The sequence below is a fragment of the Maribacter arenosus genome (assembly GCF_014610845.1).
Classification (GTDB): Bacteria; Bacteroidota; Bacteroidia; order Flavobacteriales; family Flavobacteriaceae; genus Maribacter_A; species Maribacter_A arenosus.
Map to the genome: position 1 here is coordinate 141,577 of NZ_JABTCG010000004.1, position 17,993 is coordinate 159,569.

Consider the following 17,993-nt stretch of genomic DNA (forward strand, 5'->3'; position numbering starts at 1 on the left):
ATTAAAAAAGCCCTGGCAATTATTGCAGGGCGTATCATTATTGTAATTCAATATCAAATTGGGTCAAGGCTTTAAATTGATGCAACCTCTTGTTTATTTCATCCCGCTTAAGATCTACCATTCTTTCTGTGCCGAAACGTTCTACACAGAAAGAAGCCAAGTTGGACCCATGGATTACCGCATTTTTTATATTGTTGAATGATGCATTCCCGGTTGCCGCCAAATATCCGGCAAATCCACCTGCAAAGGTATCACCAGCCCCTGTGGGATCGAACACTTCTTCCAAAGGTAGCGCTGGCGCAAAGAAAACATCGTCTTTATGAAACAACAATGCGCCATGTTCGCCTTTTTTGATCACCACATATTTAGGTCCCATTTTCTGGATTTCCTCTGCCGCCTTTACCAAGGAATACTCATGTGTGAGTTGACGGGCTTCCCCATCATTGATGGTAATAATATCGGTATGTTTAATAACGCGCATCAACTCTTCGAGGGTATTATCCATCCAAAAATTCATGGTGTCAAGAATAACCAACTTGGGCCTTTTTGTCATTTGATCAATAACACTCATTTGAATGTCCGGGTGTAAATTACCCAACATGACAACATCGGCGGTTGTAAAATTTTGGGGCACCACTGGTTTGAAATCGGCCAAGGTGTTCAATTCGGTCACCAATGTATCCCTAGAATTCAAATCGTTGTGGTATTTGCCTTTCCAGAAAAAGGTTTTACCCCCTTTTACCACTTCGAGTGATGTAATATCGATATTCTTATTCTTAAGCAAATCGATATATTCTTGCGGAAAATCATCGCCAACGATAGATACAATTGCTGATTGCACGTCAAATTGGGAGGCTGCGAGGCCAATAAAGGTTGCTGCACCACCCAAAATCTTATCTGTCTTCCCAAAAGGAGTTTCAATAGCATCGAAGGCAACGGTACCGACAATCAACAATTTTCCCATCAATTGAAATTTTGGTGCAAATATACAGTATTGGAATTCCAATACCCACCCCTGTTGATATCAAATCATTAAATTTGTTGACAGGGATATTTTTTTGTTATAAAGGCTAAAAGAGCATCCTAATATATGTTACCTATTGCTTGCTCTGTGCCCATAATAGACAAAAGGATTGATTGATTAGTAAGTGGTATATTTTACTTCCTCCCAAAATCAGCGGGAATTTCCCCCCAGGCCTTGGTTTCCCATTTTACGATAGGTGTGTCATAAGAGTTGGTTTTTAACCACGTTATGGCCCTCCGCACCAAATCAAAAAGGGTTTTGTTTTCAGCTGTTTCCTGTAATTTAGTGTTACAGGTCTTTTTTCGAACCCAACTCATAGCAGTTCTCGAGTCGGTATAGATAATACGATCACTCTTCTTCTGCTTTAAAAAGGCCAACCCATGTACAATGGCCAAAAATTCCCCAATATTATTGGTTCCCTGTTTAAACGGCCCTTGCTTGAACAGTTTTTTGCCGGTTTTCGTATCGACCCCTTGGTATTCCATAATACCGGGATTTCCACTCGAAGCGGCATCAACAGCGATGGAATGAAAATCAGGCTCCCCGATTATAAGAAGTTGTTCTTGGGTTAAGCTTGGGGCCGTATTCTTTTTCCCCTTATATTCCTCATAGTTGGAGTTATAGGCTTTTTTGGCCTGGTCAAAGGTGGGGAACGATTTATATTGGGCCCCTTTATAACCTGTTATCGCTGCCTTACAATCTTCCCAGGTGGTGTAGACCCCGGGTCTTTTTCCTTTCCAGACGACATAGAATTTATCCTTTTTTGCCATTATTGGTCCAATAATAGTTGGGCTATGATTCTTGGAAAATGTTCATATTCCAGTGTATGTACTTTCTCTGCAATATCGTCGGCACTGTCTTCAGGAAGTATTGCTGTTTTCGCTTGATGTATGATGGCCCCTTCATCGTAATGCTCATTTACAAAGTGAATGGTAATTCCAGTTTCCGTTTCATTATTTTCTTTTACGGCATTGTGGACCTTTGGGCCATACATACCCTTACCTCCATATTTTGGTAGCAAGGCGGGATGTATGTTGATAATTTTATTCGGGAAGGCCTCTATGATCTTTTCGGGTATTTTCCATAAAAAACCCGCAAGGACGATTAGATTGGGATTTACACCTTTAAGAATGTCAAGTATGCAATCGGTTTCTTGAAAAGCAATTTTATTAAAATACAAAGCACTGACATTCAATTTGTTACATCGGTCTAAAACTTTGGCATCCCTTTTGTTAGTCAGTACCATGGCTATAGTAACTTTTGGCTTATCCTGAAAATACCGAATTATATTTTCAACGTTGGATCCAGAACCAGAGGCAAATAGAACAATTTGTTTGGTTTTCAAAAATAATGGATTTTAATATGAAAAATAGTGTTGTTGTTTTCAGTATTCCGTAAAGAAAAAGAACCCGGATTATAGAACATAGCAGGCACATTGTAATAAAAAAGGGCTATAATTGACGATCTATGTACTTTTCCTTAAAACGTTACCTAAGAAATTATTTTGGGCTAAATTAATACTCTTGTGTTTAAATTTCTTAAATTACTAGACATTTTAACCTTAAAAGGTAATATTAATACCAAAGTTTTTTATTTTTGCCAACAATTTAAATTTTTAAAACCAATATTATTATGTCAGACATTGCATCAAGAGTTAAGGCTATCATCGTTGATAAGTTAGGAGTTGATGAAAACGAAGTTGTATCAGAAGCTAGCTTTACCAACGACTTAGGGGCAGATTCACTGGATACGGTTGAGTTGATTATGGAGTTCGAGAAAGAATTCGATATTCAAATCCCTGATGATCAAGCTGAAAATATCGCAACAGTTGGCCAGGCCATAAGCTATATAGAAGAAGCAAAGTAATCCTATGATTTCTTGAATACGTTGATAATTATCCATGCGGTAAATATGCTGCATGGATATTTTTATTTAATTTCACTTGGCTTAATACTAAAGTTAGTTCAATGCAATTAAAGCGAGTTGTAGTTACAGGATTGGGTGCGTTAACACCTATTGGCAATACTATCAGTGAGTACTGGGACGGTTTGGTTAATGGTAAAAGTGGTTCTGCGCCTATAACTTACTTCGATACCGAAAAGTTCAAGACCAAGTTTGCCTGTGAACTTAAAAACTTCAATGCCGAAGATTTTTTTGACAGAAAGGAAGCACGTAAACTAGACCGCTTTGCACAATATGCCCTGGTTTCCTCTGATGAGGCGATACTTGATTCCAATTTGGACCTTAATGTTATCGACAAATTCCGGGTAGGTGTAATCTGGGGCGCAGGTATTGGTGGTTTAGAGACCTTTCAAAACGAGGTAATAAACTTTGCACAAGGTGATGGTACCCCAAGGTTCAATCCTTTTTTTATCCCTAAAATGATTGCGGATATCGCCCCCGGCAATATATCGATCAAGCATGGATTTATGGGTCCTAATTATACAACAGTATCTGCCTGTGCTTCATCGGCCAATGCGATGATCGATGCGTTGAACTATATTCGTTTGGGCCATTGCGATGTTATTGTTTCTGGTGGTAGTGAAGCTGCCGTTACCTTGGCTGGTATGGGAGGATTCAATGCCATGCATGCACTTTCAACCAGAAATGAGAGTCCTGAAACAGCTTCAAGACCATTCGATGCCACTAGGGATGGCTTTGTTTTGGGAGAGGGCGCTGGAGCGCTTGTATTAGAGGAATATGAGCATGCCAAGGCAAGAGGTGCTAAAATATATGCAGAGGTACTTGGTGGGGGAATGTCCAGTGATGCCTATCATATGACCGCACCACATCCTGAGGGTATAGGAGTAGTCCAGGTTATGAAAAACTGCTTAAGGGATGCAGGGTTACAACCTGAGGATATTGATACCATCAACACACACGGTACTTCAACACCCTTGGGAGATGTTGCCGAACTATTGGCCATATCCGAGGTTTTTGGAGCGCATGCACCAAAAATCAATATCAATTCTACAAAATCAATGACCGGCCATTTGTTAGGTGCAGCAGGTGCGATTGAGGCCATAGCATCCATATTGTCTATGGAACATGGTATTGTTCCTCCTACGATAAACCATACGACGGTTGATGAAAATATTGACCCAAAGCTCAACCTTACCTTAAATAAGGCACAAAAAAGGGATGTTAAAATAGCGATGAGCAATACCTTTGGGTTTGGTGGTCATAATGCATGTGTTGTTTTTAAGAAAATCAGTTAATCATTTTATGAATTTTGCATCCAATATATTCAATTCCCATTCCAAACAGGATGGGGATTTTTTTTTGGGGATTACCGAAATTCTGGGCTTTAAGCCGAAGAAACTGGAAATTTATAAAAAGGCCTTTTTGCATAGGTCGTTGAATAAAAAAGACAAAAAAGGCAACCCAATGAATTATGAACGCCTTGAGTTTTTAGGCGATTCCATGCTAGGGACCATTATTTCGAGACATCTATACAATGAAGTTCCCGAAGGCGATGAGGGTTATCTTACCAAAATGCGTTCGAAAATCGTAAGTAGGGAACATTTGAACGAATTGGGCAAAGATCTGAACTTGATTAAATTTGTAGAGAGTAGAATTCCCAAAACCCATTTCGGCGATAACATCCATGGCAATGTATTTGAAGCCTTGGTAGGGGCCATTTATTTGGATCGGGGCTACAAGTATTGTGAAAAATTCATTCATGAAAGGGTAATCGTGCCTTATGTTGATATAGAACAATTGGAAGGTAAGGTCATAAGCTATAAGAGTTTGATTATTGAATGGTGCCAAAAACAAAAAAAGACCTTTCACTTCGATGTATATGAAGATACCGGGAACGATGAATTAAAGCATTTTGCGGTAAAGCTATCCATAGGGGATAAAGTGGTGGCAAAAGCACGGGCAACTTCTAAAAAGAAAGCAGAGGAACGCGCTTCAAAACGCGCATTTTTCGCCCTTCAAGATAGAATAGGGTAGCACAATATCAATTAATTGAAAAAACAGCATTTTTGTTTGAACAAAAATAGCTTTAGCCTTTAGGGGCTTAGGCAATATATTTTATTAATCCTATATTTACGTTTTTGAAGGCATATGGCGACAGTGCATAAAATTAGCGGGGATTTTTACGAGGAATCCTTTACCCTAATCGCATTACATAGTACTATGCCCGATTTTTCGATAGTGTACGCTATTAATGAGGCACTCATGTCCTCATTTGTAAGGGTATCAAAAGATCTGGAATTGTCCGAATATGAGGCATTTCCATTTTTTGAATGGCAAGATGATAAACATGACAGGTATTGGACATTAATCTCCAATGAAAGCTTGAAGAAAGAGCGTTTGATGCGAGATGACCTTTTTCAAAATGAGCCCTCATATGCTAAACGCCATTTGATTCCGGAATACAAGGATGTCGATTATTTTATCAAGATTGAACACGATGATGACTTAAATGAAGCACTTTTGTTAAAAAAATTAATGACCATACCAAGAATAATCACCGCATATAGTTTAAATGCGGATATTTTGAAATCAAGAAACAACTTAATTTTTTAGTTAATGTCAAATAAAAAAAAGACGAAAATAGTTGCAACGCTGGGTCCTGCTACAAGCACAAAGGAAGTTATAATTGACATGATAGAAGCCGGTGTTGATGTCTTTAGGATTAATTTCTCCCATGCCGACTATGAAGATGTAAAGGAACGTGTAAATATGATTCGTGAGATCAATACTGAAATGGATACCAATATTGCCATTTTAGGGGACTTGCAAGGACCTAAACTTAGGGTTGGAGTCATGGCTGAAGAAGTGGTTGTTGCTCCAGGTGACGAAATCACCTTTGTAACCGGGGAACCATTTGAAGGAAATTCTGAAAGGGTATATATGAACTATACCGCTTTTCCAAAAGATGTAAATCCCGGGGAGAGAATCTTGTTGGATGATGGGAAATTGATGTTCGAAGTGGTTTCAACGAATAAAAAAGACCAAGTAAAGGCCAAGGTGGTTCAAGGAGGACCATTGAAATCCAAAAAGGGAGTAAATTTACCGAATACCAATATTTCATTGCCCGCCCTTACCGAAAAAGACATTGAGGATGCCATTTTTGCCATTTCCTTGGATGTCGATTGGATTGCTTTGTCCTTTGTTAGACATAGTCAAGACATTATCGACCTTCAAAATATCATCAAGGAGCATGCAAAACAGAAAATCCCGATTATTGCTAAAATCGAAAAACCGGAAGCGGTTGAAAATATAGATAAGATTGTCTCTTATTGTGACGGCTTAATGGTCGCCCGTGGCGATTTGGGTGTTGAAGTTCCTGCCCATGAGGTACCCTTGATTCAGAAAAAACTGGTTTTGCGCGCCAAAAAGGCCAGGATACCGGTTATTATTGCCACCCAAATGATGGAGACCATGATTACCAGTCTAACCCCAACAAGGGCAGAAGTAAATGATGTGGCGAATTCAGTTATGGACGGCGCAGATGCGGTAATGCTTTCAGGGGAGACCTCAGTCGGCAATTACCCTGTACAGGTTATTCAAAAAATGGCGAGTATCTTATCAAGTGTTGAGAATTCAGAGCTGATTTCAGTTCCACAAGAACCACCACATATTAGAACCAATAGATATATCACCAAATCGGTATGTTACCATGCGGCCATCATGGCCAATGAGATAAAAGCCAAGGCCATCTCTACTTTAACCAATAGTGGCTATACGGCTTTTCAAATCTCTGCATGGAGACCCAGTGCCCTTATTCTGGTGTTTACCTCAAATAGGAGAATTTTAACCCAACTTAATTTACTTTGGGGAGTTAAGGCCTTTTATTACGATAAGTATGTTTCAACTGATGAGACCATTGAGGATGTGAATGGCATTGCGTGCAAAAAAGGGTATTTGGAAGTTGGCGATATGTTGATCAGTTTGGCAGCTATGCCCATTAAAGATAAAGGAATGGTGAACACGCTTAGGGTCACAGAAATCCAGACGTGCAATATCTAATCCTCTCCAAATTCGTTCGGATGCCATAAAACGGTTTTTTTTTGGAATGGTCAAGATTATTTGGAATTTTCATCAGCTTTACGCCACTTCTCGAAAGGATATGACAAATGAAATCTTGGCATATCGAGGCACTGTTCATATGCCATTCTGACATTTCCCATTAGGACTTTTTTAATAATCAAGAGGTATAAATCTTAAGGAATTTATAAAACTGATTATGGTTGTATCCCAAGTTCGGTTTCGGCATTCATTTTGCCTAGATGATTATGTTTTAAATGTAAAAATTGATTGTCTAACTAAATTTTTGTATTTATGGGTACTTTAGTAAAAACTGGAAATGGGAGTTTGGCAAAAACAACTACCAGTGGCCAAACTTTCCCAACGTGGTCTACTTGGATGGATGAACTATTCAATCGGGATTTACCTTCTGTTTTCACTTCCAACTTCAATACAGGGATAACGCTCCCAAAGGTGAACATCAGGGAAACCAAGGACGCCTATTTTGTTGATATGGCCGTACCAGGAATGAAAAAATCTGATTTCCATATCGATTTAGACAATAAAGTGTTATCTATTTCAACTGAATTGAATGAAAGGGATGAAAAGGAGATGGAAAATTACACCCGAAGGGAATTTGGATATGCCTCGTTTAAACGTACATTTTCGCTGCCGGAAACCATCAAAGAGGAGAAGATAAAAGCAGCGTATACCGATGGTATTCTAAGCATTCATCTTCCCAAGAAAGAGGAGGCCATTCAAAAACCGCCTCGAAATATTAAAATTTCATAATCATTATCAACGTAGATCGTCTTTGACGATCTACGTTGATTTTTTTTTACAATGAACGTTTGTCCTTGCGGTGTTCATGAAGAAAGTAAGTTTTAATTAAAATTGCAACACACACCTAATCGGTTTTTTGTTGTGAACATATCGGAATCGGATATAGTAGTAAGCAGGAAGAATAGAAGAGATCCCAACTATTTTCGAAAACGATGTGCTAGAGCCCTAAATATTTTTTAATCTTAAAATTATGGTACTATGAAAAAATATGGCCTACTGGTTCTATCTGCACTAGTAACCCTGAGTTGCAATAGCCAGGAAAAGAAAAATGAGGATAAAGACGAAATAAAGGGTAAAGAAGAAATTGCAGAAACCCCAAAGGGTAGTTGGAAGGTCAATAGGGAATTCGATGAGGACGGCAACCTTATACGTTACGACTCCATCTATTCATGGTCCTCAAATACAGATTTAAATGATCTGGCTTCCATGAATAAGGATAGTGTCCTGAAATCGATGCAATCAAGGTTCTATAGGAGTTTTTCCGATTTTAATAGCGAAGGGTTCCCAGATATATTTGTGAGGGATTCTCTATTTACCAGACGGTTTTTTACCGACGATTTTTTTGAAAGTGAATTCGGTCAAGATTTTATGGATATTGACCGGGTTAGGGAACGAATGGAAAATATGCAGCGAAAGTTTTTGGAACGTTACCAATCTGAATTTGATGAATTTAAAGAAGATGGTTCTGATGGATAGTTCGTTGCTGAACGTAAACCGTTTAGGTATGTTACTATGACTGATGCCCTTAAAAATCGAACTGCAATTGTACCGAAACCGAGTCTTCTTTAGATTCGGTTTTCTTTTTCTCGTTATTAAGGTTTGCCAGAGAAATTCCCAACAGGCGTACCGAGTTTTCCATTTTTTCCTGATAGAGTAATTCCTTGGCGTTTTCCAGGATTAATGCTTTTTCCGCTATAAAATAAGGAAGGGTTTTACTTCGAGTCTGTAATGTAAAATCGCTGTATTTGATTTTTAGGGTTAGAGTCTTTCCTGCTATGTTCGATTTTTTCAAACGTTTTTCAAGTTCATTGGCAATGTGCTCCAAACGCTCCAACATAAAGATCTCGCTGCTCAGATTCTCGTTGAATGTACGTTCCGCGCCTACGGATTTTGGAATTCGATGTGGTTTAACCTCACTATGGTGAATGCCCCGAACCACATCAAAATAATAAGAACCGCTCTTCCCAAAATTAGCTTCTAAAAATTCGAGCGGTTTTTCTTTAAGCTCTTTTCCTGTAAATATGCCCAACTTGTACATTTTATCTGCAGTGACTTTCCCTACGCCATAAAATTTACGTATTTCCAAATCTTCTAAAAATTGCAATACCTCTTCAGGATTTACGGTTTTCTGACCGTTGGGTTTGTTGAAGTCACTGGCGACCTTGGCAATGAATTTGTTTATAGATATTCCGGCCGATGCCTTTAGGCCAACTTCATCAAAAATACGTTGTCGAATTTCCTGGGCAATTAAAGTTGCGGATGGATTCCCCTTTTTGTTTACCGTGACATCCAAGTAGGCCTCATCGAGCGAAAGGGGTTCTACCAAAACGGTGTAATCGAAGAATATGTTACGTATTTGTTTCGATATTTCTTTGTATCTAATGAATCGGGGTTTTACGAATGTCAGTTGGGGACAGTTTTTCTTAGCCAAATAACCACTCATCGCACTGCGGACCCCATACTTGCGAGCCTCATAATTTGCTGCTGAAACAACACCCCTTATTTCATTGCCTCCTACGGCCAGAGGTTTTCCCTTGAGATCGGGATTATCAAGTTCTTCCACGGAAGCATAGAAGGCATCCATGTCTACATGAATGATCTTTCGTGTTGGGAAATCCGTTTTCATCTGATGATGATTATTTTTTTATAAGTCAGAGGTAAATCGCAAACGTCTATAATGATTGATGTCAAAATTTGTTATGGCTCATTTCATATTGTAAATTTATAATAACTTTTAACAATTTTAGTTTAGGTGAAAACAGCGATAATTTTAGGGGCTACCGGGTTGACAGGAGGAAAATTGTTAGAACTTTTGTTGAATGACCCGAACTATACTAAAATTAAACTGTTCTCTAGAAGTTCTGTCGGCATTTCTGACCCTAAAATAGAGGAATATCTTGGCGATATGTTCAATTTGAATGACTTTAAGGCTCAATTCACGGGCGAAGAAGTTTTCTGTTGCATTGGCACAACAAAGTCGAAAACCCCTAACAAGGAGTTTTATAAAAAAATCGATTTCGGTATTGCTAAAAGTGCAGCCCTACTTGCAAAAGAGAATGGAATAAAGACATTTATCGTTATTTCCGCATTGGGCGCCAATGCGAAGAGCCCAATTTTTTATAATAGGATAAAGGGCCAAATGGAAGAAGCGGTTTTGCAAATGCAAATACCTAAAACACATATTCTTCAACCTTCACTGATAGGAGGTAAACGCGAGGAACGGAGAATCGGCGAATGGATCTTTAAACAATTGATGAAAGTGGCCAATCTGGTCATGGCTGGACCGTTGAAGAAGTATAAATCAATTCACCCTATCAGTATTGCCAAGGCCATGGTTTGGATCGCCAATAATGAATACGAAAGGGTAAGGATACCTTCCGATGTCATCCAGGATTTGGCCCAAAGGCATTAATAATTGGTTAAAAACAGTCAGCAAAAGTAAATTTATTTTAATATGTATAGACATATGAACATATTAATTTTTATCTTCGTAGGACGTTAGCGCATACTGACCCATGAAAAGAAGAACGTCCCAATATTTAATTCCTATTAAAAAGAAAAATCACGATGAATCATCTTATGATATTTATCCTTCGTTTCCACTTGAAAATGGAGTTATCAAAAAAGGGTATGCCACTTTGGCGGAAGAATTGGCCAGTGAAGAAACAGTGATTTTAGATGGATATGTTGGCGTCGATTGGGATGAGGTAATTGCCTCTTTGAGGGAAGCATTTGAAAAAAAGGGACTACGAACGTCATTCCAAAATATAAGCACTTTCTTGAAAACTGAGGATGATATTTCATCCTTAATAACTCCGTTTTTAGGGGGCAATGACCCTATTTTCGGTTATATAACCACTGTAGAGATCGGCGATTATTTCGTGCATGAAAAAATGGGTCATTTCAAAATAGACCCAAAAGCCAATGTCAACATAATATATGGTACAGGGGCAAGTACACTTGGTGTAGAAGGCAAGTTGGTCTATTTTGATCTACCTAAAAATGAACTACAATTTCGCATGCGTGCCGATGCCATAACAAATTTTGGTTTTAGTTTGTCAAAAGACCATAAACAAATGTATAAGCATTTTTACTTTGTCGATTGGCCTATGCTCAACAGGGAGAAAAAGAGACTGCTACCCAACATTTCAATCATAGTAGATCAACAAAGACCGGGAAATCCGGTGTGGATGGATGGGGAAGAACTGAGGGATGTCCTAAAAAGAATGTCAAGATCCTATTTCAGGGTCAGGCCTTGGTTCGAGCCTGGGGTTTGGGGCGGACAATGGATGAAAGAAAGGTTTAAAGACCTGAATCCGGATGTGCCCAATTACGCCTGGTCTTTTGAGATGATCGTACCTGAGAACGGTTTGCTATTTGAAAGTGACGGAACTTTATTAGAGGTTTCGTTTGACATGCTGATGTTCCAGAACAGTGCGAATATTTTGGGAAAAGCAGGGAAACGATTCGGAGACGAATTTCCTATACGATTCGACTTTTTGGATACATTCGATGGAGGAAACCTATCGGTGCAATGCCACCCGAAACCGGAGTATATCAAAAAGGAGTTCGGGGAAAATTTTACACAGGATGAAACCTACTATATTTTGGATGCCGAAGAGGATGCCGAAGTGTATTTGGGTTTTCAGGAAGGAATTAATAAATCGGATTTCAAAAGCGCCTTAGTTCACAGTTATAGAACCAAAGAGGAATTGGATGTTGAGAAATACGTACAGAAATTCCCATCTAAAAAACACGACCTTTTTTTAATTCCCTATGGCACCATCCATTGCTCGGGTACTAATAACATGGTCTTGGAAATCAGTGCAACACCTTACATTTTCACCTTTAAGATGTATGATTGGCAACGCTTGGACCTAGATGGTAACCCAAGACCTATGAATATTGAAAGGGCCTTTGAAAACCTCAATTTTGAAAGACAAGGGGAAAAGGTGCCCGCAACCCTTATAGCCAAACCGGAAATTGAAGCATCGGGAGAGGATTGGGAGATGATCCACTTAGAAACACACCAAGATCATTTTTATGATATCTATAGGTATGAGTTCAACAATGAAGTATCTGTCGCTACCAACAATCAATGCCATGTATTGATGTTGGTCGAGGGACAATCCATTGAATTGGTTGTTGAGGGATTTAGCCCTCAAATCTTCCATTATGCCGAAACGTTTGCTGTTCCTGCAGCCGCTGAAAAATATCTGCTTATAAATAAGGGAGATAAAAAGGCAAAGGTCGTTGTTTCTTTTGTAAAGGATGAAGCTTGCTAAAACCAAAACATATGATTTACCCTAGATTTCAAATTTTAATTGTCACGCTTGTATGGTTCACTTCTTTCCAAGCGCAAGAATCAACGGTTTGGCAAATTGGAAAATCCAATGATAGCAGCTCGGAGTTCGCTTTGGCAAATTCTGGGTATACGAAGTTTTTAGAGTATGATTTTGGCTGGGAAGACCGTTTTTTTTTAATCGGCTTCTCTGATGAAAAGAATGACTTTCCGTTCGTCTTGCCAGGGGCAACGGATTATTGGGGGGGTACTTCAGGACTGGCAGGTATACGCCCACATGAAATAAATATTCTGTTTGGAATCAGCGAAAAACCGAGCAATGCCTCTTGGAGATTGGTTGTTGATGTTTTGGATTGTAACCCTGAAACACCACCCTTATTTAAAGTAAGCGTCAATGATGAATCATGGAAGTTCAAGCTCGATAAAGGACAGAATGCTGAAGCCTTAAAAGGGGTTAATAAGGATACCAAGGAACAAAAATTGAGTATCCCTATTCCGGAAGGATTGATAAAAAGTGGGGGTAATAGAATACAATTAACAACTCTGGAAGGCAGTTGGTTGGTTTTCGATCAAGTTCGTTTGGAAGGACCTGAAAACGTGAAGTTGATAAAGCCCCAAAACGCATTCTTAAGAAGTGTAACCGCCGCAGATTATGAATTGAAGATAAATAGGAAAGAAATTCAGCCTTTGCTATTGGATGTCCAGCATCTTTCAGGAAATCCATTGCTTCAAGTGCAGTTAGATGGTCAAGTGATATTCAAAGAAACCGTGGAGCATGGGCGAAGCATTTATGAAGCACCCATGACAGCGGTAAAGACATCAAAAACCAGTAGATATACTGTTTTAGTAGACGCCAAAGTTATAGAAGAAGGAACAGTGGAAAGAAGTCCACAAAAACTAAACATGCTTTCGGACTATGTTGACACCAAAATAGGCACAGGGCATTCCAGATGGATGATCGCACCTGGACCATGGATGCCATTCGGGATGGTAAAAATAAGTCCGGACAACCAAAAAAGTGGCTGGCAAGCAGGGTATCAACCTTCATTTGAAAGTGTGGGCACATTTAGCCATATCCACGAATGGACTATGGCCGGTTTGGGGACTTTTCCAACCAATGGCCCTTTGGTTACCGAGGTAGGGAACCCCGGAGACCCCGATTCCGGTTATCGTTCACGTGTTGACAAAAATACCGAGCAGGCGCCGTTGGGGTACTATTCCGTTTTTTTAAGTGATTATAAGATCAAGGCGGAACTTACCGCTACAACACGCGCTAGTTTTCAGCGGTACACCTATCCAAAAGATAAGCCCAATTCCAGAATACTAGTCGATTTACAAACACCTTCGGAATACAACTATAAGATTGAAGAAGCTTATTTTAAGAAGGTAAACGATTATAAGCTTGTAGGTTATAGTAAGCAAATATCCCCTTCAGTTTGGGGAGAAGGTTATTATAGGAAACAATATGTGGAAGATGGTGATCAACCCAAGGAATGGGACGATATAGCACAAGAGTATACCGTACATTTTGTGATGGAGTTTGATGCCCCAATCAAGGATTTTGGTGTCTGGGTGGATGGCGAAAAAGAAGGAAAGGATGATGTCGCCATTACGAATACTGTGGAATTTAAAGTTGAAAATCCGGAAGATGTAGTGGCCTTTGTTGAATTTGATACCAAGGATAATCAAGTTGTACAGATAAGAACCGCAATTTCCTATGTAAGTATAGATAATGCTGCCCTCAATTTAGAGGAAGAAATAACTAAACCTTTTGGTTGGCGCTTTGACAAAGTTCGTGAGAATCAAGAAAATGCATGGAACGATTTATTCGAGAGGGTCCTGATTACATCGAATGACCGATTGGAAAAAACACGGTTTTATTCAAACATGTACCGTGCTTTGGTAAGTAGGAATATATTCAGTGATATCGATGGTAGTTGGGTCGATGCCGAGGAGCAGGTTCAAAAAATCGAAGACCCCAATGGAGTGGCTTTAGGGTGTGATGCCTTTTGGAATACGTTTTGGAATTTAAACCAATTTTGGAATTTGGTAACACCGGATTGGTCATCGAAATGGGTGAATTCACAGTTAGGAATGTATGATGCCAATGGCTGGTTGGCCAAAGGACCTGCTGGGATGGAATATATTCCGGTAATGGTAGCAGAACATGAGATTCCACTGATTGTGGGGGCCTATCAAATGGGCGTTGGCAATATCGATTCAGAAAAAGCCTTTAAAGCTGTTTATAAAATGCAGACCACTTTAGGGCAAAAGGTCGGGAATGGTTATGCAGGGAATAGGGATTTGGAGCCTTATCTAAAATACCATTATGTGCCGTATAACAAAGGGCGTTTTTCAAATACCCTGGAATACTCCTTTGATGACTTTGCGGTTTCCCAACTAGCCAAAGCTTTGGGTAAGAATAAGGAATATGAAGAATTTATACAAAGAGGGTATTGGTGGAAAAATGCGATAAATCCAGATAGCGGGTTTGCCCATTTAAGGCATTCTGATGGTTCGTGGTTCCCAGATTTCGACCCTATTAAAACGGCAGGTAATTTTCAGTATGTTGAAGGTAATGCGTGGCAGTTAACCTTTTTTGTTCCACAAGATGTGCCTGCACTGGCGGCCATTGTTGGTGAGGGGGAATTTGCAAATCGTTTGGACGATGGTTTTATGGTGAGTAGTCCATGGCGATACAATGCACCCAACGAGTTGTATTGGGATTTTCCGGTTACACAAGGCAATCAACAATCCATGCATTTTTCATTCTTGTTTAATTGGGTTAAAAAACCGTGGTTAACACAGAAGTGGAGCAGGGATATTGTAGATCGGTATTACGGTTTTGGGTTATCCAATGCTTATTTAGGCGATGAGGATCAAGGCCAAATGAGCGCATGGTTCTTGATGGCCTCTTTAGGTCTTTTCCAAACCGATGGTGGGGTTCGTGTAGACCCTATCTATGAAATAGGAAGTCCAATTTTTGAAAAGGTCGAGATAGATTTGGGAGGGCGATACGAAAGAGGTAATTCATTTGTTATTGAAGCGAAAAATACATCGTTCAACAATAAATATATACAAAAAGCCACTTTGAATGGTAGGGAACTGAAGAATTTTTGGTTTCCGTCAAGTGAGTTGTTGAAAGGTGGGGAATTAGAGTTGATCATGGGTCCCGAACCCAATTTTGATTGGGGCATACAAGAATTGCCGAAAAGTTCAAAACAAATTGAAAAATGAGATATCTAGCAACATCACTTTTCGTTTTCTTATGTCTTGTAGGCTGTAATGAAGATATGGCGTTGGAAAGGCCGTTACTTGACCTGACACAATATGTAGACCCCCAAATAGGATCGGTACATGGGCGATGGTTTTTTTATACCCCCGCAGCACGGCCTTTCGGAATGGCAAAATTGGCGCCACATACCAATGCCTATAATAGTTTGGGCAGTTGGGGGCCAACTGGCTATGATGATCGTCACACCTCTATTGAGGGTTTTGGCCATTTTCATGAATTTCAAATTGGCGGATTGGTATATATGCCAATCGTAGGAGATTTAAAAACCGTTCCCGGTACTTTGGAGGATCCGGACAGTGGCTATCGATCTCGATTCAATAAGTCCAATGAATCTGCCAAGCCAGGTTATTATTCGGTCTTTTTGGATGATTATGGAATAACGGCCGAACTGACCTCGACCGAAAGGGTAGGATATCAACGGTATACCTTTCCCAAGTCAGAGGAAGCCCATTTAATAATCGATATAGGCCATAAACAAGGGGAAAGCAGCGATGTTACCGATGCCTTTGCCCAAATCGTGAACCCCAACGAAATAGAGGGGTATATTGAAACATATCCCGAGTATGTGAAATTTTGCGATCCAGGAAAAAGGGTAAAAATGTACTTTGTGGCCAAACTCAACAAAGAACCATTACGAACCGGAAGTTTTGTGGACAGTTTACAAAAAAAGGATGCTATAGATACTAAAGGCGTTAACAATGGTTTGTACCTGACCTTTGCCATGGAACAGGATGAAGTGCTGGAAATACAGACCGGTTTAAGCCATACCTCAATTGCCAATGCCCGTTTTAATTTAGAGACGGAGTCTTTGGGTAAAACATTTGATACGGTAGCAAAGGAGTCCCAGGAGATATGGAATGAAAGATTGAACCGCATTGTAGTTGAAGGTGGTCAAAAAAAGGATAGGATCAAGTTTTACACAGGGCTGTACCATGCCTTATTGGGTCGGGGCCTGTCAAGCGATGTTAATGGGGATTATCCTTTGATTGATGGAAAAATAGGCCGTACCGAATTGGACGAATCAGGTAATCCAAAGTATCAGCATTATAATACCGATGGTATTTGGGGAGGGTTTTGGAATTTAAGCCAATTATGGGCGTTGGCTTATCCTGATTACTTTAGTGACTACATACAATCGAATATCGATTTTTATAAAGATCGCGGATGGCTTCACGATGGGGTCGCGAACGGTGTTTTTACGAATGGGGTTCAGACCAATTTTCAAGGTTTGTTATTGGCTTCGGCCTATAATGTGGGAATTCGTGATTTCGATATCAGAACCGGATATAAAGCGGCCCTTAAGAATGAATTGGAGTACCATGGTCGTAATTTGGGTAATGGCAAATACGATCTAAGTTATTTTGTAAAGAATGGTTATGTGCCTTACAAGGATACGATAATCTCTAATGGTTGGGTTTTCAATTTCGGGGCTTCCCATACGTTGGAGTATAGTTTTAGCTCCTATGCCGTGGCCCAAATGGCGAAAGGCAGAAATGACAAAACCAGTTATGACAAGTTGATAGCGCAGTCGGATTATTATAAAAATCTATTTGATTCTGAAACTAAATTCATGCGACCCAAACTTGAGGATGGTTCGTTTATTAAGGAATTCGACCCTATGAAAGGTTGGGATGGCTTTCAAGAAGGAAATGCCTACCAATATACCTGGTATGTACCCCATGATCCTGCTGGACTCATTGCCTTAATGGGTAAACCATTATTCAATGAACGTTTGGAGACCATGTTCACCGATGCCCAAAAAAGCATGTTCGGTGGTGGTTCTGAAGAAATACATAGTTTTTCGGGGGTTGAAAAATTGTACAACCATGGCAACCAGCCTTGTTTACATAACCCTTGGTTATTCAACTATTCCGGTAAGCCATGGCTTACCCAAAAATGGGTACGTACCATTTGTAATGAATTCTATGGAACGGAGCCTCTACATGGTTATGGGGTTGGCCAGGACGAGGACCAAGGTCAACTTGGAGCTTGGTATGTCATGGCATCCATGGGTTTGTTCGATGTGCAGGGTCATACTTCGGCAAAACCCTCTTTACAATTTGGGAGTCCCTTATTTGAAAAAATAACCATACAACTCGATGAAAACTATTATGGGGGTAGGGAACTGATTATCGAAACCAAAAACCAACATCCGGATAATCTATACATACAATCCCTCAGCTTTAACGGGGAACCAATTGCTAAAAATTGGATGTACCATAAGGAATTGACGCAAGGAGGAAAGCTCGTTTTTGACCTTGGCCCCCAACCTAATCTAGATTGGGGTACCGATACCCCTCCACCCTCAATGTCTAACGAAAAATAAATAG

15 protein-coding genes are annotated in these 17,993 nt (G+C 39.8%); 11 read left to right on the forward strand and 4 right to left on the reverse strand.

Going from position 1 to position 17,993, the window contains the following annotated elements:
- Window positions 1-37 precede the first annotated feature (37 nt).
- The 3 genes from HPE63_RS11575 to purN all read right to left on the reverse strand — a co-directional run bounded on the left by HPE63_RS11575 (window position 38) and on the right by purN (window position 2,369).
- A complete protein-coding gene (locus HPE63_RS11575; protein ID WP_188314437.1) occupies window positions 38-964 on the reverse strand; it encodes a PfkB family carbohydrate kinase in 927 nt (308 codons plus the stop codon).
- A gap of 194 nt (window positions 965-1,158) precedes the next feature.
- On the reverse strand, window positions 1,159-1,794 hold the full coding sequence (locus HPE63_RS11580; RefSeq protein ID WP_188314438.1) for a ribonuclease H1 domain-containing protein: 636 nt from the start codon (window positions 1,792-1,794) through the stop codon (window positions 1,159-1,161).
- Window positions 1,794-2,369, reverse strand: coding sequence for a phosphoribosylglycinamide formyltransferase (purN, locus tag HPE63_RS11585; RefSeq protein WP_188314439.1), 576 nt, complete (start codon window positions 2,367-2,369; stop codon window positions 1,794-1,796). The genes HPE63_RS11580 and purN overlap by 1 nt, the downstream gene beginning before the upstream one ends.
- A 287-nt stretch (window positions 2,370-2,656) precedes the next feature.
- On the opposite strand from purN, the gene HPE63_RS11590 reads away from it, so the two are divergent.
- From HPE63_RS11590 to HPE63_RS11620, 7 genes are all read left to right on the forward strand, one after another.
- Entirely contained in the window at window positions 2,657-2,890 is a 234-nt protein-coding gene (locus HPE63_RS11590) for an acyl carrier protein (RefSeq protein WP_047247024.1), read from the forward strand.
- 101 nt (window positions 2,891-2,991) lie between these two features.
- On the forward strand, window positions 2,992-4,242 hold the full coding sequence (gene fabF / locus HPE63_RS11595; protein WP_188314440.1) for a beta-ketoacyl-ACP synthase II: 1,251 nt from the start codon (window positions 2,992-2,994) through the stop codon (window positions 4,240-4,242).
- A 7-nt stretch (window positions 4,243-4,249) separates the two neighbouring features.
- Window positions 4,250-4,981 carry a ribonuclease III gene (rnc, locus tag HPE63_RS11600; RefSeq protein WP_188314441.1) on the forward strand — a complete coding sequence of 244 codons (732 nt, stop codon included), beginning with the start codon at window positions 4,250-4,252 and terminating at the stop codon, window positions 4,979-4,981.
- Between the two features lie 114 nt (window positions 4,982-5,095).
- On the forward strand, window positions 5,096-5,560 hold the full coding sequence (locus HPE63_RS11605) for an IPExxxVDY family protein (protein WP_188314442.1): 465 nt from the start codon (window positions 5,096-5,098) through the stop codon (window positions 5,558-5,560).
- Window positions 5,561-5,563: 3 nt separating this feature from the next.
- On the forward strand, window positions 5,564-7,006 hold the full coding sequence (pyk, locus tag HPE63_RS11610; RefSeq protein ID WP_188314443.1) for a pyruvate kinase: 1,443 nt from the start codon (window positions 5,564-5,566) through the stop codon (window positions 7,004-7,006).
- A gap of 312 nt (window positions 7,007-7,318) precedes the next feature.
- Entirely contained in the window at window positions 7,319-7,795 is a 477-nt protein-coding gene (locus HPE63_RS11615; RefSeq protein WP_188314444.1) for an Hsp20/alpha crystallin family protein, read from the forward strand.
- Between the two features lie 249 nt (window positions 7,796-8,044).
- Window positions 8,045-8,542 carry a hypothetical protein gene (locus HPE63_RS11620; RefSeq protein ID WP_188314445.1) on the forward strand — a complete coding sequence of 166 codons (498 nt, stop codon included), beginning with the start codon at window positions 8,045-8,047 and terminating at the stop codon, window positions 8,540-8,542.
- A 49-nt stretch (window positions 8,543-8,591) separates the two neighbouring features.
- On the opposite strand, the gene dinB is transcribed toward HPE63_RS11620, so the two are convergent.
- Window positions 8,592-9,692 (reverse strand): DNA polymerase IV, encoded by a 1,101-nt coding sequence (gene dinB / locus HPE63_RS11625; RefSeq protein ID WP_188314446.1) that lies wholly within the window; start codon window positions 9,690-9,692, stop codon window positions 8,592-8,594.
- Window positions 9,693-9,818: 126 nt separating this feature from the next.
- On the opposite strand from dinB, the gene HPE63_RS11630 reads away from it, so the two are divergent.
- The 4 genes from HPE63_RS11630 to HPE63_RS11645 all read left to right on the forward strand — a co-directional run bounded on the left by HPE63_RS11630 (window position 9,819) and on the right by HPE63_RS11645 (window position 17,989).
- Window positions 9,819-10,478 carry an NAD(P)H-binding protein gene (locus tag HPE63_RS11630; RefSeq protein WP_188314447.1) on the forward strand — a complete coding sequence of 220 codons (660 nt, stop codon included), beginning with the start codon at window positions 9,819-9,821 and terminating at the stop codon, window positions 10,476-10,478.
- Window positions 10,479-10,581: 103 nt separating this feature from the next.
- Window positions 10,582-12,351 carry a class I mannose-6-phosphate isomerase gene (locus tag HPE63_RS11635; protein WP_188314448.1) on the forward strand — a complete coding sequence of 590 codons (1,770 nt, stop codon included), beginning with the start codon at window positions 10,582-10,584 and terminating at the stop codon, window positions 12,349-12,351.
- 11 nt (window positions 12,352-12,362) lie between these two features.
- Window positions 12,363-15,605: a GH92 family glycosyl hydrolase gene (locus tag HPE63_RS11640; protein WP_188314449.1), complete on the forward strand. Its 3,243-nt coding sequence runs from the start codon at window positions 12,363-12,365 to the stop codon at window positions 15,603-15,605.
- Entirely contained in the window at window positions 15,602-17,989 is a 2,388-nt protein-coding gene (locus HPE63_RS11645; protein ID WP_188314450.1) for a GH92 family glycosyl hydrolase, read from the forward strand. Before HPE63_RS11640 ends, HPE63_RS11645 begins: the two co-directional genes overlap by 4 nt.
- The last annotated feature ends 4 nt before the right edge of the window (window positions 17,990-17,993 follow it).